This window comes from Stenotrophomonas sp. YJH_SMC_69, from assembly GCF_059370495.1.
The window spans coordinates 272,268-298,849 of record NZ_JCAFTS010000005.1 but is presented as its reverse complement, the minus strand read 5'-3'; the positions used below and the strand labels follow the sequence as shown (position 1 = coordinate 298,849).

19 protein-coding genes are annotated in these 26,582 nt (G+C 67.2%); 11 read left to right on the top strand and 8 right to left on the bottom strand.

Annotated elements, in window-relative coordinates; genetic code table 11:
• Positions 1-608: 608 nt before the first annotated feature.
• Positions 609-1,868 carry an enoyl-ACP reductase FabV gene (gene fabV, locus AC5P8F_RS11440; RefSeq protein ID WP_495228214.1) on the top strand — a complete coding sequence of 420 codons (1,260 nt, stop codon included), beginning with the start codon at positions 609-611 and terminating at the stop codon, positions 1,866-1,868.
• A gap of 114 nt (positions 1,869-1,982) precedes the next feature.
• On the opposite strand, the gene AC5P8F_RS11435 is transcribed toward fabV, so the two are convergent.
• The 3 genes from AC5P8F_RS11435 to AC5P8F_RS11425 form a co-directional block, all read right to left on the bottom strand.
• Positions 1,983-4,052 (bottom strand): EAL domain-containing response regulator, encoded by a 2,070-nt coding sequence (locus tag AC5P8F_RS11435; protein WP_111205985.1) that lies wholly within the window; start codon positions 4,050-4,052, stop codon positions 1,983-1,985.
• 91 nt (positions 4,053-4,143) lie between these two features.
• Positions 4,144-5,328 (bottom strand): BaiN/RdsA family NAD(P)/FAD-dependent oxidoreductase, encoded by a 1,185-nt coding sequence (locus AC5P8F_RS11430; protein WP_495228212.1) that lies wholly within the window; start codon positions 5,326-5,328, stop codon positions 4,144-4,146.
• Positions 5,325-5,873: a YaeQ family protein gene (locus AC5P8F_RS11425; RefSeq protein WP_014646832.1), complete on the bottom strand. Its 549-nt coding sequence runs from the start codon at positions 5,871-5,873 to the stop codon at positions 5,325-5,327. Before AC5P8F_RS11425 ends, AC5P8F_RS11430 begins: the two co-directional genes overlap by 4 nt.
• A 124-nt stretch (positions 5,874-5,997) precedes the next feature.
• Here AC5P8F_RS11425 and AC5P8F_RS11420 point away from each other — a divergent pair, with 124 nt between their 5' ends.
• Positions 5,998-6,867 (top strand): pseudouridine synthase, encoded by an 870-nt coding sequence (locus AC5P8F_RS11420; RefSeq protein ID WP_495228210.1) that lies wholly within the window; start codon positions 5,998-6,000, stop codon positions 6,865-6,867.
• Between the two features lie 13 nt (positions 6,868-6,880).
• Here AC5P8F_RS11420 and AC5P8F_RS11415 read toward each other — a convergent pair whose 3' ends face one another.
• On the bottom strand, positions 6,881-7,369 hold the full coding sequence (locus AC5P8F_RS11415; protein WP_014646834.1) for a YaiI/YqxD family protein: 489 nt from the start codon (positions 7,367-7,369) through the stop codon (positions 6,881-6,883).
• A 303-nt stretch (positions 7,370-7,672) separates the two neighbouring features.
• On the opposite strand from AC5P8F_RS11415, the gene AC5P8F_RS11410 reads away from it, so the two are divergent.
• The 4 genes from AC5P8F_RS11410 to AC5P8F_RS11395 all read left to right on the top strand — a co-directional run bounded on the left by AC5P8F_RS11410 (position 7,673) and on the right by AC5P8F_RS11395 (position 11,491).
• On the top strand, positions 7,673-7,882 hold the full coding sequence (locus AC5P8F_RS11410; protein WP_005416210.1) for a cold-shock protein: 210 nt from the start codon (positions 7,673-7,675) through the stop codon (positions 7,880-7,882).
• A 188-nt stretch (positions 7,883-8,070) separates the two neighbouring features.
• Positions 8,071-8,760: a glutathione S-transferase family protein gene (locus tag AC5P8F_RS11405; protein ID WP_014646835.1), complete on the top strand. Its 690-nt coding sequence runs from the start codon at positions 8,071-8,073 to the stop codon at positions 8,758-8,760.
• A 32-nt stretch (positions 8,761-8,792) separates the two neighbouring features.
• Positions 8,793-10,358, top strand: a complete 1,566-nt coding sequence (locus AC5P8F_RS11400; RefSeq protein ID WP_134967155.1) for a protein adenylyltransferase SelO — start codon at positions 8,793-8,795, stop codon at positions 10,356-10,358.
• 596 nt (positions 10,359-10,954) lie between these two features.
• Positions 10,955-11,491 (top strand): adenine phosphoribosyltransferase, encoded by a 537-nt coding sequence (locus AC5P8F_RS11395; protein WP_401730308.1) that lies wholly within the window; start codon positions 10,955-10,957, stop codon positions 11,489-11,491.
• 174 nt (positions 11,492-11,665) lie between these two features.
• On the opposite strand, the gene dbpA is transcribed toward AC5P8F_RS11395, so the two are convergent.
• Both dbpA and AC5P8F_RS11385 read right to left on the bottom strand, forming a co-directional pair.
• Complete coding sequence (gene dbpA / locus AC5P8F_RS11390; protein ID WP_014646838.1) at positions 11,666-13,042, bottom strand: ATP-dependent RNA helicase DbpA; 1,377 nt, start codon at positions 13,040-13,042, stop codon at positions 11,666-11,668.
• 184 nt (positions 13,043-13,226) lie between these two features.
• Complete coding sequence (locus AC5P8F_RS11385) at positions 13,227-14,306, bottom strand: YeiH family protein (protein WP_495223496.1); 1,080 nt, start codon at positions 14,304-14,306, stop codon at positions 13,227-13,229.
• Between the two features lie 101 nt (positions 14,307-14,407).
• On the opposite strand from AC5P8F_RS11385, the gene AC5P8F_RS11380 reads away from it, so the two are divergent.
• Positions 14,408-15,283, top strand: a complete 876-nt coding sequence (locus AC5P8F_RS11380; protein WP_014646840.1) for a LysR substrate-binding domain-containing protein — start codon at positions 14,408-14,410, stop codon at positions 15,281-15,283.
• Positions 15,284-15,639: 356 nt separating this feature from the next.
• Entirely contained in the window at positions 15,640-17,523 is a 1,884-nt protein-coding gene (locus tag AC5P8F_RS11375; protein WP_014646841.1) for an ATP-binding cassette domain-containing protein, read from the top strand.
• Between the two features lie 175 nt (positions 17,524-17,698).
• Here AC5P8F_RS11375 and AC5P8F_RS11370 read toward each other — a convergent pair whose 3' ends face one another.
• Together AC5P8F_RS11370 and AC5P8F_RS11365 are read right to left on the bottom strand one after the other, a co-directional pair.
• Positions 17,699-18,160 carry a c-type cytochrome gene (locus tag AC5P8F_RS11370; RefSeq protein WP_135968252.1) on the bottom strand — a complete coding sequence of 154 codons (462 nt, stop codon included), beginning with the start codon at positions 18,158-18,160 and terminating at the stop codon, positions 17,699-17,701.
• A gap of 9 nt (positions 18,161-18,169) precedes the next feature.
• Entirely contained in the window at positions 18,170-18,559 is a 390-nt protein-coding gene (locus AC5P8F_RS11365; protein ID WP_014646842.1) for a c-type cytochrome, read from the bottom strand.
• 205 nt (positions 18,560-18,764) lie between these two features.
• Here AC5P8F_RS11365 and AC5P8F_RS11360 point away from each other — a divergent pair, with 205 nt between their 5' ends.
• From AC5P8F_RS11360 to AC5P8F_RS11350, 3 genes are read left to right on the top strand one after another with little or no spacing between them, the layout of a single operon-like run.
• Positions 18,765-19,910: an efflux RND transporter periplasmic adaptor subunit gene (locus AC5P8F_RS11360; RefSeq protein WP_495228208.1), complete on the top strand. Its 1,146-nt coding sequence runs from the start codon at positions 18,765-18,767 to the stop codon at positions 19,908-19,910.
• A gap of 56 nt (positions 19,911-19,966) precedes the next feature.
• Complete coding sequence (locus AC5P8F_RS11355) at positions 19,967-23,428, top strand: efflux RND transporter permease subunit (protein WP_238381442.1); 3,462 nt, start codon at positions 19,967-19,969, stop codon at positions 23,426-23,428.
• Positions 23,425-26,511, top strand: coding sequence for an efflux RND transporter permease subunit (locus AC5P8F_RS11350; RefSeq protein WP_134808770.1), 3,087 nt, complete (start codon positions 23,425-23,427; stop codon positions 26,509-26,511). Before AC5P8F_RS11355 ends, AC5P8F_RS11350 begins: the two co-directional genes overlap by 4 nt.
• Positions 26,512-26,582: the final 71 nt, after the last annotated feature.

Genomic DNA, 26,582 nt, shown 5'->3' with positions numbered 1-26,582 from the left:
AACAGGGTGCATTCCGTGGTTGGGCGGGACGGTGTCGGAGTGCGGGGACGCCGCAAGTACGTCCGTGTAGGCTTGGCAGCCGCATCCATGCGGCTGACACCCCGCACTCCGACACCGCCCCGCCTCTGACAGATTCCTGCGGCTGTTGGTAGGTGTCGACCTTGGTCGACACATCTATCAGATATCGATAATCAGACTGGAATCAGATCTACCATGTCGACCAAGGGCGACACCCACCAGAGAAGAATGCTGTCCCGACAGGTCGCGGAAATCTGTCGAAGGCGGGGTGGGTCCGGTTGCGGGGGCGTGAGCCGCATGGATGCGGCGACCGAGCTTACATGGACGTACTTGCAGCGCCCCCCGCAACCGGATCCACCCCGCCAACCCACAGGAACCCCGCTTTTGACGCTGCTGTTGAGGTTGCCGGCCAGCGGCCGGCACTACCGCGTGTGCAGGGTGCAGCCCTGCAAAGAGAAACCCCACCCTACGCCAGCGTCGGTTGTGCAATCGTCCCCCGCGCACTACGATCCTGCGGTTCGCGCGCGCAGGCGCGCGCCCGTATTCCTGCTGAGCGCCCCGTGCGCCGCATCTGCCAACCCGAGGTATCCATGGTCATCAAACCGCGCGTCCGCGGCTTCATCTGCGTCACCACCCACCCGACCGGCTGCGAGGCCGCGGTCAAGCAGCAGATCGACTACATCCGCGCGCGCCCGCCGATCCAGAACGGTCCCAAGCGCGTGCTGGTGATCGGTGCCTCCACCGGCTACGGCCTGGCCGCACGCATCACCGCTGCCTTTGGCAGTGGCGCCGCCACCCTCGGCATCTTCTTCGAACGCCCGGGCAGCGAGACCAAGCCGGGTACCGCGGGCTGGTACAACTCGGCCGCGTTCCACAAGTACGCCGACGAAGCCTGCCTGTACGCCAAGAGCATCAATGGCGATGCCTTCTCCGATGAAGTGAAGGCGAAGACCATCGAAATGATCAAGGCCGATCTCGGCCAGGTCGACCAGGTTGTCTACAGCCTGGCCGCACCGCGCCGCAAGCATCCGAAGACCGGCGAGATCATCAGCTCCTCGCTGAAGCCGATCGGCGAGCCGATCACCCTGCGTGGCCTGGATACCGACAAGGAAGTGCTGACCGAGACCCACCTGCAGCCGGCTACCCCGGAAGAGATCGCCGGTACCGTCGCGGTGATGGGCGGCGAAGACTGGCAGATGTGGATCGACGCGCTCGCCGATGCCGGCGTGCTGGCCAACGGCTGCACCACCACCGCCTTCACCTACGTGGGCGAAGAGATCACCCAGGCGATCTACTGGAATGGCTCGATCGGCGCGGCCAAGAAGGACCTGGACACCAAGGTGCTGGGCCTGCGCGAGAAGCTGGCCAAGATCGGTGGCGATGCACGCGTATCGGTGCTGAAGGCGGTGGTGACCCAGGCCAGCTCGGCCATTCCGACCATGCCGCTGTACCTGTCGCTGCTGTTCAAGGTGATGAAGGAAAAGGGCACCCACGAAGGCTGCATCGAACAGCTGGACGTGCTGTACGACATCCTCTACGGCGGCAAGGCCGACGGCGTGGCGATCGATCGCCTGCGCCACGACCTGGTCGATGGCGATGGCCGCACCGTTGCGCTGATCGATGAGGAAGGCCGCCTGCGCGCCGATTACAAGGAAATGGCCGCAGATGTGCAGGGCAGGGTGGTCGCGCTGTGGCCGCAGGTGACCAACGAGAACCTGTACGAGATCAGCGATCTGGCCGGCTACAAGGCCGACTTCCTGCGCCTGTTCGGCTTCGGCGTGGAGGGCGTGGACTACGAGGCCGACGTCAATCCGGACGTGAAGATCGAAAATCTGGTCGACATGACCTGATCAACGAAAAGGCCGGCGAACGCCGGCCTTCTCGTTTGTGTAGAGCCGAGCCATGCTCGGCTGCTCTTCGCTTGAGTCCCGCAGCCGAGCGTGGCTCGGCTCTACAGAGAGGCGTCACCCGAACTCGAAGCCCATCTCCGGCAGCGCCGGGCCGACGAAGTCGCCCTGCACGTAATCCACGCCGGCACTGAACAGCAGCGTCATCGAGTTGGCATCGCTGACGAACTCGGCAATGGTGCGGATACCCGCTTCCTGTGCGCGCGCGGTGATCTGGCTGATGCGGTCGATGTTCTCGCGCGTGGCGGCCAGGTCGCTGGTGAAGCCCCGGTCCAGCTTGAGGAACTGCGGCTGGAAGTGGGCCAGCAGCTGGAATGAATCCAGCCCCGAACCGAACTGCTCCAGGCCGATGCGGCAGCCCAGCGGCGCCACTTCGGCTAGGAACTGCTGCGCACTGCGCAGGTGGGTGAAAACCTTCGCTTCCGGCGCATGCAGCCACAGCCGTTCGCCGGGCACGCCCTGTGCCTGCAGTTCGCGGCGCAGCGTGGCGATCATCTGCGGGTCGTCGAACGATTCCGGCGTCACCTTCACCAGCACCTGGGTGGCGTTGCCCTCGCGTGCCCGCTGGCCGAGCACCGCGATGGCCTGCGAGACCACCCAGCGGTTGATGTCGGCCAACAGGCCGTGTTCCTCGGCGATGCCCAGGAACGCGGTCGGGCTCAGCAGCTCGCCATTGTTCTCCAGGCGCAGGTAGGCCTCGTACAGCTCCAGTGGCTCGCCCTGCAGGTTCAGCACCGGCTGGTAGTGCAGCTGGAAGCCGTCGCCGGCCAGCGCCTCGCGGATGCGCGCAACCCAGCGCTGTACGCGTTCTTCCTCGACACGGTCGGCGGCAGCCGGGTCGAAGATGCGGCAGGTGTTGCCCAGTTCGGCGGCGGCCTGGGTGCAGTCGCTGGCGCGCGCCAGCACCTGGCCGATGCTGGCGATCTTCTCGCCCACCTGCACGCCACCGATGCTGACCGTCACCGTGGCCGAGCGTGCGCCGATGCTGAAGACATGTGCGGCATAGGCTTCGCGGATGCGCTCGGCCAGCGCCACGGTCTGCGCGTAGGGCCCGGCCTGCAGCACGGCGAAATTGTGTTCGCCGAAGCGGGCCAGTTGCGCGTCCTCGCCGACCACCTCGGCCAGCAGGGCGGCGAGAGCGCCGATCAGGATGTCGGCCGACGCCAGGCCGATATCCGGCAGCAGGCGCGCGTAGTGGTCAGGCTCGATCAGCAGCAGGCCGAACTGACCCTCGCTGCGCCCGGCCTGGGCCACCGCGCTTTCCAGCTGCAGCATGAAGGTCGGGCGATTGAGCAGGCCGGTGACCTGGTCGCGCTGGCGCAGGTCCTCGACCTCGCGCGCCAGCTCGGGGTCGAACTCCATGCGGCGGCGGAGCACCACCTGCAGGCAGGACTCGCCCTCGTAGGTGGCCGCGGCAAATTCCATCGTCGCCGGGAAGGAACTGCCGTCCTCGTGGCGCGCGTCGAGCTGGTACTGCGGCGGCGGCGCCTCGCCACGGCTGAGGCCTTTGAGCAGCTGTTTGAAGCCCTCCACGTGCTGGGCGGCGACCATGTCCAGCAGCGAAATGCCTTCGATGTCCTCGAAATGATCGTAGCCGAACATCTCCAGATAGGCGTCGTTGGCGCGGATGTGCATGCCTTCATGCACATAGGCGATGGGGTCGCGCGAGGAGGCGATCAGCGCGTCGCAGCGGCGCTCGGTCTCGCGCATCTGCGCCTCGATCCGGCGCAGGCCGCGACGCGCCTGCAGGTCGACCCACTGGTCACGGACCACGGCGAGCAGATGCTCGGGGCGCTGGCGCAGGGCGAGGGCGCGGATGCCATGGCTGCTGGCCTGCACCAGTTCGTCCTCGTCGATGCGCTCGGCCAGCAGCACCAGCGGGATGTCCTTGCCGCTGGCGGCGATGTGCTGGGCCGCCAGCTGCAGCGGGATGCCCTGCGAAGGCGAGGCCAGCACCAGGTCGATGGCCTGGCTGGCCAGCACCTGGGCCAGCTCGGCCGCATCCTGCGGGCGCCACGGGCGTACCGCGATGCCGCTGTTGCGCAGGGTGCTGACGATGGCTTCGGCATTCTCGCCGCTGTCATCGACGATCAGCAGGCGGATGGTGATGTCGTTCGCGTTCTGCATGCACTGCTCCCCAATCTGCGAATCTAGATACACGATGCGCGGCGAACCGTCCATGCGCGCACCCCTGGCGCGCGTCGAACGGCGAAGTGGTTCACACCACGCCGCCCGCTGCGTGGCCGCTGGCCCAGGCCCATTGGAAGTTGTAGCCGCCCAGCCAGCCGGTCACGTCCAGCACCTCGCCAACGAAGTGCAGGCCGGGCACGCGCTTGGATTCCATCGTCGAGGATGACACTTCGGCGGTGTCCACGCCGCCCAGGGTGACCTCGGCGGTGCGGTAGCCTTCGGTGCCGCTGGCCACCAGCGGGAATGCGCCCAGCAGCTGCGCAGCCTGGCGCAGCACCGGCTCGTCCAGCTGGCGCACGGGCCGATCGGGCAGCCAGTGCTCGCACAGGCGTTGCGCCAGCCGCTTCGGCAGTACCTCGCCCAGCACCGTGCGCAGCTCGGCGGCCGGGCGGTCGCGCTTCATCTGGCGCAACCACTCGCCGGCATCCTGGCCCGGCAACAGGTCCAGCTCCAGCACATCGCCGGGCTGCCAGAACGACGAAATCTGCAGGATGGCCGGGCCGCTTACGCCACGGTGGGTCAGCAGCATGAAGTTCTGGAAACTCTTTCCGTTGCAGCGCGCCTCGATCGGCAGTGCGACGCCGCTGAGGTCGGCCAGCCGCTCCTGGTGCTTGCCGCTGAGGGTCAGCGGCACCAGCCCCGCGCGGGTCGGCAGTACCTGGTGGCCGAACTGGCGGGCCACCTCATAGCCAAAACCGCTGGCCCCCATGCTGGGAATCGACAGGCCACCGGTGGCAACCACCAGCGAGGCGCAATGGAACAGGCCCTGGGTGGTGTGCACGCGGAAACCATCGCTGCCGTGCTCGATGCGCTGCATGCTGCAGTCGGTACGGATCTGTACGCCGGCCGCCTGGCACTCGTCCACCAGCATCTTCACGATCTGCTTGGACGAGATATCGCAGAACAGCTGCCCCAGTTCCTTTTCGTGATAGGCGATGCCGTGCTTGTGCACCAGCTCGATGAAATGCCAGGGCGTGTAGCGGGCCAGCGCCGACTTGCAGAAGTGCGGGTTGGCCGACAGGAAGTTGGCCGGGGTGGTGCCGGTGTTGGTGAAGTTGCAGCGGCCACCGCCGGACATCAGGATCTTCTTGCCGACCTTGTTGGCATGGTCGATCACCTGCACCTGGCGGCCGCGCTGGCCGGCAGTGATCGCGGTCATCAGCCCGGCTGCGCCGGCACCGATGACCACCACATCGCAACGGATGGTGCTCATGCCTTGGCGCGCTTGCGCCAGTCCGGGATCACGTCGAGCTGGATCTGGTCGTTGAGCAGCTGCACTTCGCCGTCCTGGATCAGCACGCTCCAACGCATGGCACGCTGGATCTGCTGGCCCCAGCGCTCGACGAATTCGCCGTCCAGAGCGACCACCGAAAGATTGTCGAAGCGCGCCAGGCCCTTGCCCTGCTTGCTCCACCAGATCTCCGAGGCGTTGCCGCCGTAGTTGACCACCTGCACCTGGCGGCTGCGATTGCTGGCCTTGCGGATGCGCGATTCGTCCGGATGGCCCAGGTCGATCCACTGCAGGATGTCGCCGGTGTAGTCGTGTTCCCACAGATCGGGCTCGTCATCGGTACTCAGGCCGCGGCCGAACTCCAGGCGATCGCCGGCGTTCAGCGCGAAGGCGAGCAGGCGCACCATCAGGCGCTCGTCGGTCTCGGACGGATGCTGGGCCAGGGTCAGGTTGTGGGTCGCGTAGTAGCCGCGATCCATGTCGCTGATCTGCAGTTCGGCCTTGCGGATGGTGGCGGTAAGAGCCATGGGGGATCCGTGGACTAAAGAGGACAATGATAGAGGTTTGCTCCGGGGGTGTCCGTGGCCGGACTGTCTGCGCACCGTCAACGGTGGCACTCTTTCGCTCTTTCCCTTGGCCGGAGTGGACGCCATGAGCTTGCCCAGCCGGTTGCAGCTGCCGCCCGGCCCCTGGGCCACCCTGCTGGATGGCCTGTGTGCACGTTTTCCGCGCATCGCGCGCGCGCAATGGCAGGATCGCTTCGCGCGCGGCCGCGTGCTGGACGCACAGGGCAGGGCGCTCACTGCGGACATGCCCTGGCAGGTCGGGCTGGACATCCAGTACTTCCGCGAGGTGGCCGACGAACCGGTGATCCCCTTCACCGAAACCATCGTCCATCTGGATGCGCACCTGCTGGTGGCCGACAAGCCGCATTTCCTGCCGGTGACACCGGCGGGCGGGCATGTACGCGAGACGCTGCTGGCGCGGCTGGTCGCCCGCACCGGCAATGCCGATCTGGTGCCGCTGCACCGGCTGGATCGGCTGACGGCCGGGTTGGTGCTGTTCTCGACCCAGCGTGCGTCGCGCGATGCTTACCAGCGCCTGTTCCGTGAGCGGCGCATCGAAAAGACCTATGAGGCCTTGGCACCGGCGCTGCCGGGGCGGGAGTTTCCGCTGCAGCGGTACAGCCGCCTGGTGCCGGGCGAGCCGTTCTTCCGCATGGCCGAATTGCCCGGCGAGGCCAATGCGCGCAGCCGGATCGAGCTGATCGAGGCCGAAGGGCCGATCTGGCGCTACCGGCTGCTGCCGGAAACCGGCCGCAAGCATCAGCTGCGCGTGCACATGGCCATGCTGGGGGCGCCGATCATGGGTGACGACCTGTACCCGCAGCTTCGGCAACGGGCACCGGACGTAGCCGAGGCGCCGCTGCAGCTGCTGGCTCGGGCCCTGGCTTTCGATGACCCGTTGAGTGGTGCACGACGGATGTTCAGCAGCGGCCGCAGCCTGAGCCTTCCGGCTTAGGGCGGCCAGGCGCTCAGCGGGCCGGGCGTCGCGCCAGCCAGCGGTCCAGCTCGGCGGCGAACAGCTGCCGGTCGCGGGGGCCCAGGGGTGGCGGTCCGCCGGTCTGGACCCCGGCGCCGCGCAGTTCCTCCATGAAATTGCGCATCGACAGTCGCTCGGCCATGTTGTTCGGTGTGTACAACTGGCCGCGCGGGTTCAGCGCGACGGCCTGCTTCTCCAGCACCAGCGCGGCCAGCGGGATGTCCTGGGTGACCACCAGGTCCCCCGCGGCGACCCGCTCGACGATGGCGCTGTCGGCCACGTCCAGCCCCTGCGGCACCTGGATCGAGCGCAGCCAGCGCGAGGGCGGGGTGCGGATCCACTGGTTGGCGACCAAGGTCAGTTCGATCCCGACCCGTTCAGCCGCACGGAACAGGATGTCGCGGATGACGGTGGGACAGGCGTCCGCATCCACCCAGATGCGGGGAGAGGCGTGTTCAGCGGGGGTTTCAGCTTCAGTCATTTACCCAGTGTAGGGTAGGAAAAACCTGAATGGGGACTCGGAGTTAGCCGCGAGAGGCTGCCAACCCTTGTCACGCCTAGCGGGTGACGTATTCCCATGAACGTCGGGGCTATCGCTTTTTGCAGAAAACACGCGTATCGTGCGACCCACTGTGTTTGCTAGGGTCACCGTGAATCGTGGCCTGGTGCAGTTGATCTCACGATCCGCTCATCGATCCGCTTTACCAACGCCTGCAACTCAGTCTCGGCCCCGATACCCGGTGGCTGCGATTTTTTTCAACATGTGTTTCAGGAGTTAGTAAAAATGTCTGAACGTCAGACCGGTACCGTCAAGTGGTTCAACGACGCCAAGGGCTTCGGCTTCATCACCCCGGAAAGCGGCCCGGACCTGTTCGTGCACTTCCGCGCGATCCAGGGCACCGGCTTCAAGACCCTGCAGGAAGGCCAGAAGGTTACCTTCATCGCCGTCCAGGGTCAGAAGGGCATGCAGGCTGACCAGGTGCAGGCGGTCTAATCCGTCTGCTACCGTTGGGTAGCCAGAACGCCGGAAGCGAAAGCTTCCGGCGTTTTTTATTGCCCGCCGTTTTTTTGTAGAGTCGAGCCATGCTGGACTGCGCCCAAAGACAGTCGAGCATGGCTCAACTCTACAAAGGACATGCAGCCGGCGCGGTACGATGCGCGTCTCCCCAAGGGATCACCCCCATGCGCATCGTCCACCACCTGGAAAACTCCCGTTCGCTGCGCGTGCTGTGGATGCTGGAGGAGCTGGGGTTGGACTACGAACTGCGCCGCTATCCGCGCGATCCGAAGACGCTGCTGGCGCCGCCGGAACTGCGCAACGTGCATCCGCTCGGCAAGTCTCCGGTACTGCAGGATGGTGAGCTGGTACTGGCCGAGTCCGGCGCGATCCTCGACTACCTCGCTGACCGTTACGACACGCAACGCCAGCTGTCGCCGTCACCAATGCCGGCCGACGGGGCCGAACGCATCGCTTACCGCTACTGGCTGCACTACGCCGAAGGCTCGGCGATGCCACCGTTGCTGCTGACCCTGGTGATGGGCCGCATACGCAACGCGCCGATGCCGTTCTTCGCGCGCCCGATCGCACGCAGCATTGCCGACAAGGCCGAGCGCGGCTTCATCGGCCCGCAGCGGCGCCTGCACCTGGACTGGATGGAGCGCCGCCTGGCCGAAAGCCCGTGGTTTGCCGGCGAGCGTTTCAGTGCGGCCGACATCCAGATGAGCTTCCCGATCCAGGCCGCTGCCGCGCGCGGTGGTGGCCTGGACGACAAACCGGCACTGCGTGGCTTCCTCAAGCGTATCGGTGAACGCCCGGCCTACCAGCGTGCCGAGGCCCACGGCGGCCACCTGCAGGCGCTCGGCGGCAATTGAGGAGGGCGGCCGTCGCCCTCATCTCCAGCACCATGGATACCGACACTCCCCGTTTCGACAACCGCCTGCTGCACACCCTGCCGGGCGACCCCGAATCCGGCCCGCGCAGGCGCGAAGTGCTGGGCGCCGCCTGGTCGCCCGTGATGCCGACCCCGGTGACGGCGCCCACGCTGTTGGCCTGGGCGCCGGACGTCGCCGAAATGCTAGGCTTCGATACCGCTGAAGTCGAAAGCGAAGGTTTCGCGCAGGTATTCGGCGGCAATGCGCTGTACGCCGGCATGCAACCGTGGGCAGCCAACTACGGTGGCCATCAGTTTGGCCACTGGGCCGGCCAGCTCGGCGACGGGCGTGCGATTTCGCTGGGTGAGCTGGTTGCGCCGGATGGCCAGCACTGGGAGCTGCAGTTGAAGGGGGCCGGGCCAACGCCGTACTCGCGGGGGGCCGATGGACGGGCAGTGCTGCGCTCATCGATCCGCGAATTCCTGTGCAGCGAGGCGATGCATCACCTTGGCGTGCCGACTACGCGCGCGTTGTCACTGGTCGGCACCGGTGAGGACGTGGTGCGCGACATGTTCTATGACGGCCATCCGCGTGCCGAGCCAGGCGCCATCGTATGCCGGGTCTCGCCGTCGTTCCTGCGCTTCGGTTCGTTCGAACTGCCGGCCTCGCGCGGTGAAACCGCCCTGCTGCAGCAGCTGGTGGATGCCTGCATCGCCCGCGACTTCCCCGAACTGCAGGGGCAGGGCGAGGCGCTGTACGGCGACTGGTTCGCGCAGATCGCGGTGCGCACGGCCGAGATGATCGCGCACTGGATGCGTGTCGGCTTCGTGCACGGCGTGATGAACACCGACAACCTGTCCGTGCTCGGTGTGACGCTGGATTACGGCCCCTATGGCTGGGTCGAGGACTTCGATCCGGACTGGACGCCGAACACCACCGACGCCCAGGGGCGCCGCTACCGCTTCGGCACCCAGCCGCAGGTGGCGTACTGGAACCTGAGCCGATTGGCGCAGGCGCTGTCGCCGCTGTTCGCCGATGTCGCACCGCTGCAGGCAGGCCTGGCGGCTTACCAGTCCACGTTCGTGGCCTGCACGCGTCGCGATGCTGCAGCGAAGCTGGGGCTGGCTGCTGCCGACGATGATGACCTGCAGCTCTACCAGCGCTGGCAACAGCTGATGCAGGAGGGCGCAATGGACATGACCCTGGCTTGGCGCGCACTGATGCGCATCGACCCGGCGGCAGCAGATGCGACGGTTCTGGACGCGGTGTACTACGACGAGGCGCGGCGACAGGCAGTGCAGGCACCGCTGCAGCACTGGCTGCAGGACTACGCAGCGCGCCTGCGCCGCGATCCGCTGGCGGCCAGCGAACGCCAGGCGAAGATGGCAGCGGCCAACCCGCTGTACGTGCTGCGCAACTGGCTGGCCCAGGAAGCGATCGACCGCGCAGAGCAGGGGGATCTCGGCGGCGTCCATGCACTGCAGGACGTGCTGCGCGACCCGTACACCGAGCGTGCCGGCCTGGAACACTTCGCTGGCAAGCGCCCGGCGTGGGCCGACAATCGCGCCGGTTGCTCGATGCTGTCCTGCAGTTCCTGAGGGTGGGTTTCGGCAGGGCTGCGCCCTGCACCTGCGGAGGCCAGATCAACAGCCAGAGCAAAAGCGGATTCCGTGGTTTGGCGGGGCGGTGTCGGAGTGCGGGGACGCTGAAAGTACGTCCCTGTAAGCTTGGCAGCCGCATCCATGCGGCTGACACCCCGCACTCCGACACCGCCCCACCTCCGACAGATTCCCGCGGCTGTGGGTAGGTGTCGACCTTGGTCGACACATCTGTCAGATATCGAATGAAATTCCGGGGTCAGATCCGTTTTCCTTCGTAAAACGGATCTGACCCCATGAGCAATTCCGACAGATCGCAGGAAACTGTCGAAGGCGGGGTGGGTCCGGTTGCGGGGGCGTGAGCGCCATGGATGGCGCGACCGAGCCTACGCGGACGTATCTACGGCGTCCCCCGCAACCGGACCCGCCCCGCCATCCCTCGGGATGCAGGCTGTTGCTGTTGTCGTTGCTGTTGAGGTTGCCGGCCAGCGGCCGGCACTACGGCAGGTGCCGGGCGCAGCCCGGCCGGACACCACCAGCAGGCAGGCGGCGCCCGGAACAGGTACCCTATGCCGCCATCAGATAGCCAATGTGACATGACCGACGCCATCGTCGCTCCGCAGTGGGCCTCCCGCCTGCGCGACATCGCCGACTTCCCCAAGCCCGGCATCCTGTTCAAGGACATCATGCCGCTGCTCGCCCATGGCGAGGATTTCCGCGGCGCGATCACCGCGATGGCCGACCGTTGGCGCGACCAGAAGCTGGACGCAGTGGTCGGCATCGAATCGCGTGGGTTCATCCTCGGTGCCGCGATGGCGCTGGAGCTGGGCGTCGGCTTCGTGCCGGTGCGCAAGCCGGGCAAGCTGCCGGGCCAGGTCCTGCGCGAGGAATACACGCTGGAATACCGCAGCGACTGCATCGAAGTGCATGCCGATGCGCTGCCGGCCGGCGCCCGCGTGGTGATCATCGACGACGTGCTGGCCACCGGCGGCACGCTGGTCGCTGGGCTGTCGCTGGTGCGCCGCCTGGGCGTTGAAGTGGTCGGCGCCGGTGTACTGGTCGAGCTGGACGGCCTCGGTGGCCGTGCGCGCTGGGAAACGGACCTGCCGCTGCACACCGAACTGGTGTTCTGATCGAAGGGCAGGTGCCAACCAAGGTTGGCATCTACCAGAGCGAATGGCCGGGAGCCGGTAGTTGCCAACCTTGGTTGGCAGCACTTTTCGCGACGGGTGCCATGGACGGGCCAACCAAGGTTGGCCGCTACCAGGCCAGATCGTTACCAACCGTGGTTGGCAACGCTGCTTCAATCACATCATCCGCACGCGGAAACGACGGCCCTTGATCTTGCCGGCTTCCAGCTTGGCCACGGCCTTGTTGGCCTGCTCACGCGCGATCGCCACATAGGAGCGGGTCGGGAAGATCGCGATCTTGCCGATGAACTTGCTCGACAGGCCGGCATCACCGGTCAGCGCACCGAGGATGTCGCCCGGGCGCAGCTTGTCGGTCTTGCCACCGTCGATGCGCAGCGTGCGCATCGCGGCCTGCGGCAGTTCGGCCGGGCGCGAGGTTGCCAGCGGCGTCTTCTGCCAGTCCAGCGGCTGCCCCATCTGCGCTTCGATGGCGTCGGCGCGGGTCTTCTCGCGGCCGGCCACCAGGCTGATCGCCAGGCCGCTGGCACCGGCGCGCCCGGTACGGCCCACGCGGTGCTGGTAGCTCTCCACGTCGGTCGGCAGTTCGTAGTTGATCACCGCCGCCAGCTCTTCCACGTCCAGGCCGCGCGCGGCGACGTCACTGGCGACCAGCACGTTGCAGCTGCGGTTGGCCAGCAGCAACAGCACTTCCTCGCGGTCGCGCTGCTCCATGTCGCCGTGCAGGGCCAATGCGGAGAAGCCGAACTGCTGCAGCGAGTTGGCCACTTCGTCCACGTCCTTGCGGGTGTTGCAGAACACGACCGCCGATTCCGGCGTGTACTTCAGCAGCAGGCCGGCCAGCGCCTTCTGGCGGTGCGCCGGTTCCACCTCGCAGAACAGGTGGCGGATGGCGGGGGCCTGGTCGGCGCCTTCCACGGTCACTTCCACCGCGTCGCGCAGCAGGTCACGCGCCATGGCGCGGATGCTGTCGGGGAAGGTGGCGGAGAACAGCAGGCTCTGGCGGTCCCTATGGGTGCGGCCGGCGATCTCGCGGATCGGCTCCTCGAAGCCCATGTCGAGCATGCGGTCGGCCTCGTCCAGCACCAGCGTGCGCACCGCGCCCAGGTTCAGCGCGCGCTTGCGTGCCAGCTCCTGCACGCGGCCGGGCGTGCCGACCACCACATGCGGATCGTGGCCTTCAAGCGAGGCCAGCTGCGGGCCCAGCGGCACGCCGCCCACCAGCAGCAACAGCTTCAGGTTGGGGATGCCGGTGGCCAGCTTGCGGATCTGCTTGCCGACCTGGTCGGCCAGTTCGCGGGTCGGGCACAGCACCAGCGCCTGCACGCGGATCAGGCTGGGGTCGATGGCCTGCAGCAGGCCCAGGCCGAAGGCGGCGGTCTTGCCGCTGCCGGTGGGTGCCTGTGCGATCACATCACGGCCATCGAGGATGGCCGGCAGGCTCTGCGCCTGCACGGGGGTGAGGGTGGTGTAGCCGAGGGCATCCAGGCCGGGCTGCAGGGCCGGGCTCAGCGGCAGGGTCGAGAAGTCAGTCATGGCGCATTGTACCTGCCTGCGCGGCCGGTCCCGCCTGATCGGATGGGGTCGGATCCCTTTCCGCAGGAAAGGGCTCCGACCCCATCGGAGTCGTCATCCACGCAGGGCGTGAATACACCCGGGGGGCATCCACGCATGGCGTGGATCTACGGGTGGGTGCCGACCTGGGTCGGCACGCTCCTGCTCAGCCAAGCACCGCCAGTACACCCTGATGGATCGCCAGGCCACCGAACAGCAGCCAGGCGAACAGGATCAGCGCCAGCAGCAGCGGCTTCAGCCCGGCCTGGCGCAGCGCCGAGACGTGGGTGGTCAGGCCCAGCGCGGCCATCGCCATCGCCAGCAGCACGGTATCCAGCTGCACCAGCCCCGCCTGCAGGCCCGCCGGCAGCAGATGCAGCGAGTTGAACCCGGCCACCGCCACGAACCCAAAAGCGAACCACGGCACCACGATGCGCGCCTTTTTGCCGTCGGCGCTGGCCTTGCCGCCACGCGCCAGCCACAGCGACAGCGCGACCAGGAACGGCGCCAGCAGCATCACCCGCACCATCTTGGTGATCACCGCCGTGTCGGCCGCTGCTTCGTTGACCGCGCGGCCTGCCGCCACCACCTGTGCCACTTCATGCACCGTCGCACCGGTGAACAGGCCGTACTGCCGCGCGTCCATTGCCAGCCAGCCGTGCGACTGCACCAGTGCATACAACGCCGGGTAAAGGAACATCGCCAGCGTGCCGAACACCACCACCGTAGAGACCGCGACGGTGACCTGCGCAGCGCGGCCGCGCACCACCGGCTCGGCGGCCATCACCGCCGCCGCGCCGCAGATCGCGCTGCCGGCGCCGATCAGCATCGCCGCTTCGCGCTCCATCTTGAACACGCGCATGCCCAGCCAGCAGGCCAGCCCGAAGGTGCTGGCGACCACCAGCACGTCCATCAGCACGCCGGCCACGCCGACGTGGCCGATGTCCTGGAAGGTCAGGCGCAGGCCGTACAGCACGATGCCGGCGCGCAGCAGCCAGTGCTTGGAGAAGCCGACACCGGCCGCGCTGCTCGGCGCCAGCCGCGGGTAAAGGGTGTTGCCGACCACGATGCCGGCGACGATGGCCACGGTCAGCGCGCTCAGGCCATGCGCCTGGAGCCAGGGAAGCTGGGCCAGGTACAGCGACGCCGCCGCGATCAGGCCCACCAGCAGCAGGCCGGGCAGGCGAGGCTGCCAGCGTTGGCGCAGGGCGGGCAGGGACCAGGAGGATAGAGCGGTGGCGTTCATGGCGTGACAGGACTGGGGTGATGGGCCAAGCGTGCGCCTGTGTCACTGACCTGTAAAACGAATAATATGGGTGAAAGCTACCTATAAAGCGGGTACATTCCATGCGCCTGACCTTGCGCCAGCTGCAGGTCTTCGTCGCCATCGCCGACCATGGCACCACGACTGCCGCCGGCCAGGCCGTCGCGCTCTCGCAGTCGGCCAGCAGCGCCGCCCTGCAGGAGCTGGAGGCGCACTTCGGCACCCCGCTGTTCGACCGCATCGGCCGCCGCCTGGCGCTGAACGGGCACGGCCGCGCACTGCTGGAGCCGGCGCGCACGTTGCTGGTCAACGCCGCCGATCTGGAGCGGCAGCTGGCCGCCGGCGGCGACCCGTCGCAGGGCGCACCGCTACGGCTGGTGCTGGCCGCCAGTACCACCATCGGCAACTACCTGCTGCCGCCACGCATCGCCGAACTGCTGCGGCAGGCGCCGCAGGCCGAGGTCGATCTGCGCATCGACAACAGTGCCGGCGTGGTCGCCGCGGTACAGCGCCTGGACGTCGACGCCGGCCTGATCGAAGGCCCGTGCCATGAGCGTGGCCTGCAGGTGACCGCCTGGCAGCAGGACCCACTGGTGATCGTGGCTGCCGCCGATGCCCGCGCACGCTGGTCGCTGGATGAACTGCGCCGAGCACGCTGGCTGCTGCGTGAGCCTGGCTCCGGCACCCGCGAAGCCGTGGAACAGGCCCTGCTGCCGCACCTGCGTGGCTTCGCGCAGACCCTGCAGCTGGGCAATACCGAAGCGATCAAGCAGGCCGCCATCGCCGGCCTCGGCCTGGCCTGCCTGTCGCGCCACGCGCTGGAAGAGCCGCTGGCTCTGGGCCGCCTGCGCGTGCTCGAGACTCCGCTGCCGGCCCTGCAGCGCACCCTGTGGCTGGTGCGCCACCCCGGCAAGCAATGGCTGCCGGGGTTGCAGGCGTTGCTGGGGGAGGTGGGGTAGCCATCAGATTTCCAGTCGATTCCATCCATCGACCCTTCTTGTAGCGCTCATCCACGCATGGCGTGGATCTACCGTGTCGACCAAGGTCGACACCCACCAGAGCAGAATGTAGTTCCGACAGATTGCAGGAATCTATCGAAGGGGGGATGGGTCCGGTTGCGGGGGTGTCCGCGGCATGGATGCCGCGGCCAAGCCCCCAGGGACGGGTTTACGGCGTCCCCCGCGACCGGACCCATCCCGCCATCCCACAGGAAACCAGCTTTTGACGTTGCCGTTGAGGTTGCCGGCCAGCGGCCGGCACTACCGCGGGTGCCGGGTGCAACCCGGCCGACGCCCCCAACCCGTACAATATCCGGATGCCTCTGATTACTCTGCAGAACGTCGACTTCAGCGTCGGCGGCCCGTTGTTGCTGGAAAAGGCCGAACTGTCGATCGAGCCGGGCGAACGCATCGCCCTGATCGGCCGCAACGGCGCCGGCAAATCCACCCTGCTCAAGCTGCTGTCCGGCGACCACAAGCCCGATGACGGCGAAGTCCGCGTGCAGCAGGGCGTGCGCGTCACCCGCCTGGAGCAGGAAGTGCCACACGGCGCCGCCGGCTCGGTGTTCGACGTCGTTGCCGATGGTCTCGGTGAACTGGGCCAGTGGCTGGCCGAGTTCCACCATCTCAGCCATGCCGAGGTCTTCGATGGCGAAGCCCTCGGCAACGTGCAGGCCAAGATCGACGCCGCCAACGGCTGGGGCCTGGACCAGCGCGTCAGCGAAACGCTGACCAAGCTCGACCTCGACGGCGATGCCGAATTCGGCCGCCTGTCCGGCGGCATGAAGCGCCGCGTGCTGCTGGCCCGTGCACTGGTCTCCAGCCCGGACGTGCTGCTGCTGGACGAACCGACCAACCACCTGGACATCGAAGCCATCGACTGGCTCGAAGCGTTCCTGAAGGGCTGGAGCGGCAGCGTGGTGTTCGTCACCCATGACCGCCGCTTCCTGCGTGCGCTGGCCACCCGCATCGTCGAGATCGATCGCGGCCAGGTCACCAGCTGGCCGGGCGACTGGGCCAACTACGAGCGCCGCCGCGAGGAACGCCTCAATGCGCAGGCGCAGGAAAATGCCCGCTTCGACAAGCTGCTGGCGCAGGAAGAAGTCTGGATCCGCCAAGGCATCAAGGCCCGTCGTACCCGCGACGAGGGCCGCGTGCGCCGCCTCAAGGCGATGCGCACCGAACGCTCGCAGCGCCGCGACCTCAGCGGTAACGTCAAGATGGAAGCCGCGCAGGGCGTCAGCTCCGGCAAGAAGGTCATCGACGTCAAGGACATTTCGTTCGCCTTCGGCGAGCGCACCATGGTCCGCGATTTCACCACCACCATCCTGCGTGGCGACCGCATCGGCCTGATCGGCCCCAACGGCAGCGGCAAGACCACGCTGCTGAAGCTGCTGCTGGGTGAACTGCAGCCGGCCAAGGGTGAGGTCAATGCGGGCACCAACCTGCAGATCGCCTATTTCGACCAGTACCGCGCGGTGCTGCGCGAAGACTGGAGCGCGATCGAGAACGTGGCCGAAGGCCGCGATTTCCTCGAGTTCAACGGCAAGCGCAAGCACGTGCATGCCTACCTGCAGGACTTCATGTTCACCCCCGAGCGCGCGCGTGCGCCGATCACCCGCCTGTCCGGTGGCGAGCGCAACCGCCTGCTGCTGGCCAAGCTGTTCGCGCAGCCGTCCAACCTGCTGGTGATGGACGAACCGACCAACGACCTCGACGTGGAAACCCTGGAGCTGCTGGAAGAGCTGCTGGGCGAGTACACCGGTACGCTGCTGCTGGTCAGCCACGACCGTGACTTCATCGACAACGTGGTGACCTCCACGCTGGTGATGGAAGGCGACGGCGTGATCGGCGAGTACGTCGGTGGCTACAGCGACTGGCAGCGCTATGCGGCCAGCGTGGCTGCGCCTGCCGCGGCCCCGGCTGCCAAGCCGGCGACTGCTGCACCGGCCGCTGCTGCGGCCGCGACTCCCGCAGCCCCCAAGCGCAAGCTGGCGTACAAGGAAGCGCGCGAGCTGGAGCAGCTGCCAAAGACCATCGAGAAGCTGGAAGGCGATGTCGAAGGGCTGACCTCGGCGATGAACGACCCATCGTTCTACACCCGCAGCAGTGCTGAAGTGACGGCGCACACCCAGCAGTTGGCCAAGGTGCAGGCCGAACTGGATGCCGCGTACGCGCGCTGGGAAGAGCTGGAAGGCTGAGCGTTGACCGGCGCCAGCGATCGCGCCGATTGATGTAGAGCCGAGCCCACGCCCGGCTCAGCAGACCCACGCCATGCGTGGATATCCGGAATCTGTGCGGACCAACGATCCGCACCTACCAACCAACGGTCCGCACCTACCAACCGACGGTCCGCACCGACCGGGGGGCCGGCCGTCATTTGACCCCGTGCAGATCCCGCAGCTGGCTCGGCCGGCTGCCGAAGTACGCCGCCAGATCGGCGATGTCCTGATCACTCAGGTCCTTCGCCTGCGGCGTCATCAGCGCATGCTGGCGGTCACCGGCGCGGTAGGCCTGCAGCGCGTGCGCCAGGTAGTCACCGTACTGCCCACCCAGCTTCGGATAGGTCGGATCGATCGGCGCATTGCCCTCGGCCCCATGGCAGTCGATGCAGCTCTGGTTGGTGGCTTTGCCCTTCACCTTGGCGCGGGCCTCACCGGCGGCCTCGCGACCTGCCGGCAGGCCGGCGGAGGACGATGAACCGTGCTCGCCGCTGGCATGGCCCGGGTCGGCGGCCGATTTTTCGCTGTTTTCCACCTGCGACTGTGAGCAGGCGGCCAGCAGCAGGGCAACGGACAGGGCGATGGCGTGACGCATCGGATGCGCGGCTTTCGACATGGGCGGGCCTTACTTGACGGTGGACAGGTAAACAGAGAGATCGGCGATCTCCTGTTCGCTGAAACTCATCGACTGCGCCTGCATCGTCGGATGCCGGCGCTTGCCCTGGCGGTACTCGGTCAGGGCCTGGGCCAGGTACTGCTGGGTCTGGCCGCCGATCTTCGGCACCCGGTAACTGGGGTAGGCGTTCTTGTAGCCGGTGATCCCGTGGCAGCCCTGGCAGGTGTAGGCCAGGACGCGGCCATTGTCGAAGTTGCCGGTGGGTGCGGCGGGCGCTGGCGCAACGGCGGGAGCCGGGGCCGGGGCGGGTGTGGCAGGAGCAGGAGCGGGCTGTGCGGCGGCCCCAAGGGGCAGGAGGACGGCCAGAGCGAGACAAGCGGCGAGCGGCTGCGGGCGCATGGTGTCGTTTCCGGGGATTCGGGTCTGGTCGTTCCGGCGTGGGGTACGGAACGACCCGAGTATAGCCTCAGGTTTCATCTAGCTGAAATGGGGGCGCGCCGACCAGCGGCGTGAAGGCACCATGACCTTTGGGATATGGTGTTGCCGTGAAGTGGTGCATTACTTTGCTACCACACCTGTCCACGCATCCTTCAGGGACCCGACGATGTCGCACCCAACCTTCCTGTCCGGCCGTCGCAGCGGAATCTGCGCTGCCGTACTGCTGATCTCCACCTCCCTGCTGCTGGGCGGTTGCGCCGCAGGGCCCAATTCCGAAGCCAAGGCCGCCGAGACCAAGGAGGAAAAGAAGGTCGATGCGGTCCCGGTCGAGGTGGCGGTGGCCAGCCATCGCGCGGTTGCGGCCAGTTACACCGGTACCGCCGCGCTGGAACCACGCGCCGAATCGCAGGTGGTCGCCAAGACCTCCGGCGTGGCACTGGCGGTGCTGGTCGAGGAAGGTCAGCGGGTCACCGCCGGCCAGCCGCTGGTGCGGCTGGACCCGGACCGCGCGCGCCTGGCGGTGGCGCAGAGCGAAGCGCAGATGCGCAAGCTGGAAAACAACTACCAGCGCGCACAGAAGCTGGTCGGCCAGCAGATGGTCAGCGCCGCCGATGTCGACCAGCTGCGCTACGACCTGGAAAACGTCCGTGCGCAGTACCGGCTGGCCACGCTGGAGCTGTCCTACACCACGGTGGTGGCGCCGATCTCCGGCGTGATCGCATCGCGCTCGATCAAGACCGGCAACTTCGTGCAGATCAACACGCCGATCTTCCGCATCGTCGACAACTCGCGGCTGGAAGCCACCCTCAACGTGCCCGAGCGTGAACTGGCCACCCTGCGCGCCGGCCAGCCGGTGACGCTGGCGGCCGACGCGCTGCCGGGGCAGAGCTTCACCGGCACCGTTGATCGCATCGCGCCGGTGGTGGATTCGGGCAGCGGCACGTTTCGCGTGGTCAGCGCCTTCGACGGCGCCGCACACGCGCTGCAGCCCGGCATGTTCGGTCGCATCCGCATCGACTACGACCAGCGTGCCGATGCGCTGGTCGTACCGCGCCTGGCGTTGCTCGACGACGGTGAGCCGGCGGTGTTCCGCGTGCGCGAAGGCAAGGTCGCACGCGTTCCGGTCAAGCTGGGTTACGCCGAGGGCCCGTGGGTGGAGATCCGTGATGGCCTGACGGCCGGTGATCAGGTGGTCACCGCCGGCAAGGTCGCCCTGCGCGACGGCACCACGGTGCAGGTGATTGCCGATCCGAAGGCGAAGACGGTCGCTGCGGCCGCCAAGCCCGCAGACAAGGCCGGGAGCAAGCAATGACCGCCCCGGGCCACGACCACGGTGCCTCGCCGGCGAGCGACGGCGCCGCCGGCGGCATGCGCGGCGGCCTGGTGGAGTTTGCCACCCGCCGCCGCGTGACCATCGCCATGTGCACGGTCACGCTGCTGCTGTTCGGCCTGATCGCGCTGGGCAATCTCAAGGTCAACCTGCTGCCCGACCTGAGCTACCCGACGCTGACCGTGCGCACCGAATACACCGGTGCAGCGCCGACTGAAATCGAAACCCTGATCACCCAGCCGGTCGAAGAAGCGGTCGGCGTGGTCAAGAACCTGCGCAAGCTGAAGTCGGTCTCGCGCACCGGCCAGAGCGACGTGGTGCTGGAATTCGCCTGGGGCACCAACATGGACCAGGCCAGCCTGGAGGTGCGCGACAAGATGGAAGCGCTGAACCTGCCGCTGGAGGCCAAGGCCCCGGTGCTGCTGCGCTTCAATCCGTCCACCGAGCCGATCATGCGCCTGGTGCTGTCGAACAAGACGGCGCCGACCAGCGATGCCGATGCGGTGCGCGAGCTGACCGGCCTGCGCCGCTATGCCGATGAAGACCTCAAGAAGAAGCTGGAGCCGGTCACCGGTGTGGCGGCAGTGAAGGTGGGCGGCGGCCTGGAGGACGAGATCCAGGTCGACATCGACCAGCAGAAGCTTGCCCAGCTGAACCTGCCGATCGATACCGTCATCAAGCGCCTGAAGGACGAGAACATCAACATTTCCGGCGGCCGCCTGGAGGAGGGCTCGCAGCGCTTCCTGGTGCGTACCGTCAACCAGTTCGCCGACCTGGAGGAGATCCGCAACCTGCTGGTGACCACCCAGGCCGCCAATGGCAGCGCGGCGGACTCGGCGCTGCAGCAGATGTTCAACATCGCCGCGTCGACCGGTTCGGCGGCCGCCATCGCGGCGGCGTCGGCGGCACAGAGCGCATCGTCCGGCGGTGGCTCCAGCGTGGTTGCCAACGGCGTGCCGGTGCGCCTGAAGGACGTGGCCACCGTGCGCCAGGGCTACAAGGAGCGCGAAGCGATCATCCGCCTGGGCGGCAAGGAGTCGGTCGAGCTGGCCATCTACAAGGAAGGCGACGCCAACACCGTGTCCACCGCTGAAGCGCTGCGCAAGCGCCTGGAGCAGATCAAGGGCACGTTCCCGTCCGATGTCGAGCTGACCACCATCGAGGACCAGTCGCGCTTCATCGAGCACGCCATCGCCGACGTCAAGAAGGATGCCGTGATCGGCGGCCTGCTGGCGATCCTGATCATCTTCCTGTTCCTGCGCGATGGCTGGAGTACGTTCGTGATCAGCCTGTCGTTGCCGGTCTCGATCATCGCCACGTTCTTCTTCATGGGCCAGCTCGGCCTGAGCTTGAACGTGATGTCGCTGGGTGGCCTGGCATTGGCCACCGGCCTGGTGGTGGATGACTCGATCGTGGTGCTGGAGAGCATCGCCAAGGCCCGTGAGCGTGGCCTGGGCATCCTGCAGGCGGCGATCGCCGGCACCCGTGAAGTGAGCATGGCCGTGGTCGCCTCGACCCTGACCACCATCGCGGTGTTCCTGCCGCTGGTGTTCGTCGATGGCATCGCCGGGCAGCTGTTCCGCGACCAGGCGCTGACCGTGGCGATCGCCATCGCGATCTCGCTGCTGGTGTCGATGACCCTGATCCCGATGCTGAGCTCGCTGAAGGGGCGGCCGCCGCTGGCGTTCCCGGAAGAGGCGCCGAACGCAGCATGGCAGCCGCAGAAGCGTTGGCAGAAGCCGGTTGCACTGGGCCGCCGTGGCGTGCTCGCCAGCGTGCGCTGGAGCTTCTATGCGCTGGCCTGGCTCGTGGTGCGCCTGTGGCGCGGCGTGGTGGCGGTGGTCGGCCCGGTGATGCGCAAGGCCAGCGACCTGGCGATGAAGCCCTATGCAGGCGCCGAGCGAGGCTACCTGCGCCTGCTGCCGAGTGCGCTGGCGCATCCCGGCAAGGTGCTGGGCGTGGCAGCCATCATTTTCGTGGCGACCATGGCGCTGGTGCCGATGCTTGGCGCCGACCTGATCCCGCAGCTGGCGCAGGACCGTTTCGAAATGACGGTGAAGCTGCCGGCCGGCACGCCGCTGAAGCAGACCGATGCGCTGGTGCGCGAGCTGCAGCTGGCGCATGGCAAGGGCGAAGGCGTGGCCTCGCTGTATGGCGTCAGTGGCAGCGGCACCCGGCTGGATGCCAGCCCGACCGAAAGTGGCGAGAACATCGGCAAGCTGACTGTGGTGATGGAAGGTGGCGGCAATGCGCACACTGAAGCGGCGATCACCGAGCGCCTGCGCGGCACCATGAGCCAGCACCCGGGTGCCCAGGTCGACTTCGCGCGGCCGGCGTTGTTCAGCTTTTCCACGCCGCTGGAAATCGAACTGCGCGGGCAGGACATGGCGACCCTGGAAGTGGCCGGCCAGCGCCTGGCGGCGATGCTGCGCGGCAACGCCCACTACGCCGACGTGAAGTCGACGGTGGAAGAGGGCTTCCCGGAAATCCAGATCCGCTTCGACCAGGAGCGCGCCGGTGCACTGGGCCTGACCACCCGCCAGATCGCCGACGTGGTGGTGAAGAAGGTGCGTGGCGACGTCGCCACCCGCTACAGCTTCCGTGACCGCAAGATCGACGTGCTGGTGCGCGCCCAGGAAGGTGACCGCGCCAGCGTGGAGAGCATCCGCCGGCTGATCGTCAATCCGGGCAGCACCCGCCCGGTGACCCTGGACGCGGTGGCCGACGTGGTCGCCACCACCGGCCCCAGCGAGATCCATCGTGCCGACCAGACCCGGGTCGCGGTGGTATCGGCCAACCTGCGCGACATCGACCTCGGCGCCGCCATGCGCGAAGTGCAGCAGATGGTGGCCGAGCAGCCGCTGGGCGCGGGCGTCGGCCTGCACATCGGCGGCCAGGGCGAGGAACTGGCGCAGGCGGCGAAGTCGCTGATCTTCGCCTTCGGCCTGGCGATCTTCCTGGTCTACCTGGTGATGGCCTCGCAGTTCGAATCCCTGCTGCACCCGTTCGTGATCCTGTTCACCATCCCGCTGGCGCTGGTCGGCGCGATCCTGGCGCTCATGCTGACCGGAAAGCCCATCTCGGTGGTGGTGTTCATCGGCCTGATCCTGCTGGTCGGCCTGGTCACCAAGAACGCGATCATCCTGATCGACAAGGTCAACCAGCTGCGCGAGGCCGGCGTGGCCAAGCATGAGGCGCTGGTGGAAGGTGCGCGCTCGCGCCTGCGGCCGATCATCATGACCACGCTGTGCACGCTGTTCGGCTTCCTGCCGCTGGCGGTGGCGATGGGCGAGGGCGCCGAAGTGCGTGCACCGATGGCGATCACCGTGATCGGTGGCCTGCTGGTGTCGACGCTGCTGACGCTGCTGGTGATCCCGGTGGTGTACGACCTGATGGATCGTCGCGGCGACGCCTACTACCGTGAGCGCGGCCGCAAGCACGCCGGTGAGGGCCTGCATGGCGACGAGGGCGGCACAGCGGGTGTGGAGGAACCGGCATGAGTGTTGCCGAGTTCTCCATCCGCCGTCCGGTCACCACCATCATGTGTTTCGTGTCGCTGGTGGTGATCGGCCTGATCGCTTCGTTCCGGCTGCCGTTGGAGGCGCTGCCGGACATCTCCGCGCCGTTCCTGTTCGTGCAGATTCCCTACACCGGCTCGACCCCGGAAGAAGTGGAACGGACCATCATCCGTCCAGTCGAGGAATCGCTGGCGACGATGACCGGCATCAAGCGCATGCGCTCGTCGGCCACCTCCGAGGCGGCGCTGATCTACATCGAGTTCAGCGACTGGGACCGCGACATCGCCATTGCCGCGTCGGACGCGCGCGAGCGTATCGACGCGATCCGCAGCGACCTGCCCGACGACCTGCAGCGCTACAACGTGTTCAAGTGGTCCAGCAGCGACCAGCCCGTGCTGAAGGTGCGGCTGGCCAGCACCACCGACCTGACCACCGCCTATGACATGCTCGACCGTGAGTTCAAGCGGCGCATCGAGCGTATTCCCGGTGTGGCCCGGGTCGACATCACCGGTGCGCCGCCGAACGAGGTGGAGATCGCCATCGATCCGAACCGGCTCAACGCGCATGGGTTGAGCATCAACGAGCTGAGCGAGCGCCTGCGCACGCTGAACTTCTCGATCTCGGCCGGGCAGATCGACGACAACGGCCAGCGCGTGCGCGTGCAGCCGGTAGGCGAGATCACCGACCTTCAGGAGATGCGCGACCTGGTGATCAACGCCAAGGGCCTGCGCCTGGGTGATATCGCCGACGTCCGCCTGAAGCCGGCGCGGATGAACTACGGGCGCCGCCTGGACGGCAACCCGGCGGTGGGCCTGGACATCTTCAAGGAACGCAGCGCCAACCTGGTGGACGTTTCGCGTGCGGCGCTGGCCGAAGTCGAGGCGATCCGCGCGCAGCCGTCGATGCGCGACGTGCAGATCAAGGTGATCGACAACCAGGGCAAGGCAGTGACGTCCTCGCTGCTGGAGCTGGCCGAGGCCGGCGCGGTCGGCCTGATCCTGTCGGTCACCGTGCTGTTCTTCTTCCTGCGCCATTGGCCGTCGACGCTGATGGTGACGCTGGCCATTCCGATCTGCTTCACCATCACCCTCGGCTTCATGTACTTCGTCGGGGTGACACTCAACATCCTGACCATGATGGGCCTGCTGCTGGCCGTCGGCATGCTGGTCGACAATGCGGTGGTGGTGGTGGAGAGCATCTACCAGGAGCGCGAGCGCATGCCGGGGCAGCCACGGCTGGCCTCGATCATCGGCACCCGCAACGTGGCCATCGCGCTCAGCGCCGGCACGCTGTGCCACTGCATCGTGTTCGTGCCGAACCTGTTCGGCGAGACCAACAACATCAGCATCTTCATGGCGCAGATCGCGATCACCATCTCGGTCTCGCTGCTGGCCTCGTGGCTGGTGGCGGTCAGCCTGATCCCGATGCTGTCCGCGCGCATGGCCACGCCCAAGCTGGTGCACTCGCAGACCGGCCTGATCGCGCGCCTGCAGCGACGCTATGCGCAGCTGCTGGACTGGTCACTGCATCACCGCGGTTGGAGCCTGCTCGGCATCCTGCTCGTGGTGCTGGTCAGCCTGGTGCCGATGAAGCTGACCAAGGTCGACATGTTCGGTGGTGAGGGTGGCAAGGACATCTTCATCGGCTACATGTGGAAGGGCGCCTACACCTACCGCCAGATGTCCGAGGAAGTGGCGCGGGTGGAGAACTGGATCGACCAGAACCGCGAGCGCCTGCACGTGAAGCAGGTGTATTCCTGGTACAGCGAGCAGGAAGGCAGCTCCACGGTGGTCACCCTGGACGAAAAATACGCCAAGGACATCAAGTCGCTGCAGGAGGAACTGCGCAAGGGCCTGCCGAAGTCGGCACGCACCGATTACTTCGTCGGCAACCAGGGCGGCGATGGCGGTGGCGGCAGCAACCAGGGCGTGCAGGTGCAGCTGGTGGGTGATTCCAGCTCGATGCTGCAGGAGATCGGCCAGGAAGTGGTGCCGTTGCTGGCGCAGCGTGCCGAGCTGCGTGACGTGCGCATCGACAACGGCGAGAAGGGCGGCGAGCTGAAGGTGCGCGTCGACCGCGAGCGTGCCGCAGCGTTCGGCTTCAATGCCGAGCAGGTGGCCAGCTTCGTCGGCCTGGCGCTGCGCGGCGCGCCGATGCGCGAGTTCCGCCGCGGTGACAACGAAGTGCCGGTGTGGGTGCGCTTTGCCGGCGCCGAGCAGAGCAGCCCGGAAGACCTGGCCGGTTTCAGCGTGCGCACCGGCGATGGCCGCAGCGTGCCGCTGCTGAGCCTGGTCACCGTGGACGTTGGTTCGTCGGCCACCCAGATCGGCCGCACCAACCGCCAGACCACGTTGACCATCAAGGCCAACCTGGCCGAGAAGGTCACCGCGCCGGACGGGCGCAAGGCGATCGAAGCCGTGCTCAAGCCGATGAACTTCCCGGCCGGCTATGGCTTCACCTTCGACGGCGGCGACTACGGCAACGACGACGAGGCCATGCAGCAGATGGTGTTCAACCTGCTGATCGCACTGGTGATGATCTACGTGGTGATGGCGGCGGTGTTCGAGTCGCTGCTGTTCCCGGCGGCGATCATGAGCGGCGTGCTGTTCTCGATCTTCGGCGTGTTCTGGCTGTTCTGGATCACCGGCACCTCGTTCGGGATCATGTCCTTCATCGGCATCCTGGTGCTGATGGGCGTGGTGGTGAACAACGGCATCGTGATGATCGAGCACATCAACAACCTGCGGCGCAGCGGCATGGGCCGCACCCAGGCGCTGGTGGAAGGCTCACGCGAACGCCTGCGCCCGATCATGATGACCATGGGCACGGCGATCCTGGCGATGATCCCGATCTCGCTGACCGATACGCAGATGTTCGGCAATGGCCCGGAGTATTCGCCGATGGCGCGTGCAATTGCGGGCGGGCTGGCGTTCTCGACGGTGGTCAGCCTGCTGTTCCTGCCGACCATCTACGCGGTGCTCGATGACCTGCGCTCGGCCGTGACGCGGTTGATCCGCCGTGCACGCGGGCTGGAGAGGATGGAGCCGGGCGCTGCCCGGCTGTAATGCGCGCCAACGTGTTGTGGTGTAGGGGAGGCCGGTCGTAGTGGGGCGGTCTCCCCCTTTTTTGCTCGCCG